The sequence below is a fragment of the Bacteroidales bacterium genome (assembly GCA_018334875.1).
In the GTDB taxonomy this organism is placed as follows: Bacteria; Bacteroidota; Bacteroidia; order Bacteroidales; family UBA12077; genus JAGXLC01.
The window spans coordinates 1-2,689 of the sequence record JAGXLC010000507.1; the positions used below are offsets into that span (position 1 = coordinate 1).

Genomic DNA, 2,689 nt, shown 5'->3' on the forward strand with positions numbered 1-2,689 from the left:
TAGGCAATGTCGGCATCCTGTACCCTGTAGTTGTCCCAGTCCTCGGTTTCGCTCAGGCGGGCAGGCATGGCCACACCCTGGTAATCAAACCGGGCATCAAGACTTTCCGATTTCCAGGCAATGACCTTGTAAGGGCTGCCGGGGGATTCGATATCACAATAAATGTAATACGCCCCCTGAATTTTTTCTATGGTCGGATCACCTACTCCATAGGTATTGCCGCCCCCGGGATTGGGATTTACCGCGAGGGTATCCTCCAGGGTCCAGTCGCCAAGACCTGTTTCAGAGGTTAAATGAGAAAGGCTGGTGCCATCCGGGCCATGGGGAAAGTTGCCGTATTCCCCGAATAAATGAAAGACCCCGTCCTCATAATAAACCCCCACATCATCACACAGGTGAGACGGAAAGGTGCCTTCCTTCTTCCATTTACCTGCGGCTTTTTCCAGAGGGCCTTCGAAAGTATAGACATTGCCGCTCTCGAAGATGTAATATTTGCCGCCAACCTTCACGCCATCATCGTATTCATAATGGCAACCTATTTCATAATGACCGGAGACGAGCTCCCAATCTTCACTGGACCACGAAAAATGCTTCGTTCGCCACAGATAAGCTGCTTCCGGATTATTGCCCCGGTCAGGGGTACATCCACGTCCGCTGACAATAAGGTGATACGGGTATTCCAGTGTGGTATCCACAAAAAGTACGGCATCGTGGTTGTTGCCATGGCTTACGGTAAAAACGGGATTGTCCACAGGCCGGTGCCAGTCGGTCCACTGATCCTGGGCATTGGTTGAGATTCCGGTTAAAATAAAAAATAGGGTTATCAGCAAAGCCGGAAGAAACCGGTTCCCAATTGAAAAGCTAATTTCTTTCTTCATAATTTATGGTTTGTTTTTCATCAAATATAACGAATTCTGTTAAATTTGTAAAAATGATTCACAATATGAAAGATAATAACTATTTCTTAGCGTTCCTGGCTTTTCCTTTACTTTGCGCTCTCGCCGTGGAAAAATATTTCTCGCAACGCAAAGAAGAGGCAAAGGCAATGGGAATAAATGCCAACAATATGTTCATTAAATGAAAATTTCTAATACTCATCCAAAAATTCTATTCTTATGAAATCAACGAACAAACTTTCAAAGGCAATCCTGTTAACATGTATTACGGGAATGTTCATCACGCTCTCATTTACCGAAGGACTGGCTCAACAGAGCCTGAATGATCTTTCAAAATGGGAAACCAATGGCAACTGGATCCAGGAGGAAGAGCATGTCCTGGCCATCGAACCCCGCCCCGGCGAAGAAGGGTGGAGGCGGTTCGACGATTATCTCTGGTCTAAAAAGCAATACGGGGATTTTGCCCTGGAGCTGGAATACAAGATCCCTGAGGATGGGAACAGCGGAGTATTTGTGCGGGTAAGGGAAAAAGACGATCCGGTGGAAACCGGTATTGAGGTTCAGATTAACGATGTACACGGAAAAGAAGAACTCAGCGCCCATGACTGCGGGGGTGTGATAGGCACCGTAGGCCCTTCCAAAAACATGGCCAAACCGGCCTCAGAATGGAACAAGATGCGCGTTACCGTTGAAGGTACCCAGCTTAAAGTCAATTTAAACGGCGAACAGGTGGTGGATGTCAATCTGCAAAACACCAGCCGCAGCGACAGGCCCATGAAGGGTTATATTGGGCTGCAGGATCACGGGCTGCCATTGCAATTCCGTAACATAACGATAGAAGAGCTTTAATGAAAAAATCACCAATTTATTGTATAATATTTTTGAACCACATGAGGCACATGAGAACACATGAGATTCTTCTTAAGTGACCTCATTACCTTATGTAGAGCCTGTCCATAAAGTCCCCCGTGTCCCTCCGTGATTTCCTTTGTGTTTCTTAGTGGTTAACATTATATATTTGAACCACAGAGTTTCACGAAGAACAAATATGGAGTAACACAGAGGTAATCTATAAGAATTTCAAAGGTCTTTTGACTTTATGGACAGACTCTATGTAGTTCATTTAACTATTCCAGCGAAATTTTGAACGCAAATGTTGGATGCATCAATCTATGAACGACAAATGACCTTGAAAAAGGGAGGTGATCGGCCAGTGCCGGTGTCAAAGGTTTTATCTTCAAATAAATTGTTATGGATATAACCCATTTTAAACATACCAGAAGCTATTGGCAGCATTCCTAAAAATTTACTACGGACCGAACTCCTCTCCCTTCCGGAAGGGAGAGGTTGGGAGAGGGTACGCCCCCTTAAGATACAATCACCAGCCTTTAAGTCATCTGTTAAAATTATGAAAAATTGCAAGAACCTTATTGTTACCAATATCTGACAGATGATGCTAAATTAATTTTTTTCTTCTGCGTTCACGTACCCTCCCTTACCTCCCTTGAAAAAGGGAGGTGATCGGCCAGTGCCAGTGTCTTGTGTAAGCTGCCAGTTGTTTCATTCGTGCATTCGTGGCAATTTTCATTGATCTTATGTGGTTCAATCCCACCAATTTATTCCAGTGTTACCTTAAACGCAAAGGCATGTTCGCATGGTTTTTCCGATGGTGGCTGGATGGTCATACCATCTGAGGAAACCGACCAATCGATGCTTTCATCTGAGCCCAATAGGGATACAGATCCGATTTCTGATTCACTGAGATCACCAAAGGCTTCAATGGTCATTGGCTC

General features: G+C 44.7%; 4 protein-coding genes. 2 read left to right on the forward strand and 2 right to left on the reverse strand.

Annotated elements, in window-relative coordinates; translation table 11 throughout:
• On the reverse strand, nt 1-878 hold an 878-nt coding region (locus tag KGY70_20490), incomplete at its 3' end, for a hypothetical protein (protein MBS3777584.1).
• A 65-nt stretch (nt 879-943) separates the two neighbouring features.
• Here KGY70_20490 and KGY70_20495 point away from each other — a divergent pair.
• Nucleotides 944-1,081: a hypothetical protein gene (locus tag KGY70_20495; protein MBS3777585.1), complete on the forward strand. Its 138-nt coding sequence runs from the start codon at nt 944-946 to the stop codon at nt 1,079-1,081.
• A gap of 34 nt (nt 1,082-1,115) precedes the next feature.
• Nucleotides 1,116-1,745 carry a DUF1080 domain-containing protein gene (locus KGY70_20500; protein MBS3777586.1) on the forward strand — a complete coding sequence of 210 codons (630 nt, stop codon included), beginning with the start codon at nt 1,116-1,118 and terminating at the stop codon, nt 1,743-1,745.
• Between the two features lie 767 nt (nt 1,746-2,512).
• Here KGY70_20500 and KGY70_20505 read toward each other — a convergent pair.
• Nucleotides 2,513-2,683, reverse strand: coding sequence for a hypothetical protein (locus KGY70_20505; protein MBS3777587.1), 171 nt, complete (start codon nt 2,681-2,683; stop codon nt 2,513-2,515).
• Between the last annotated feature and the right edge of the window lie 6 nt (nt 2,684-2,689).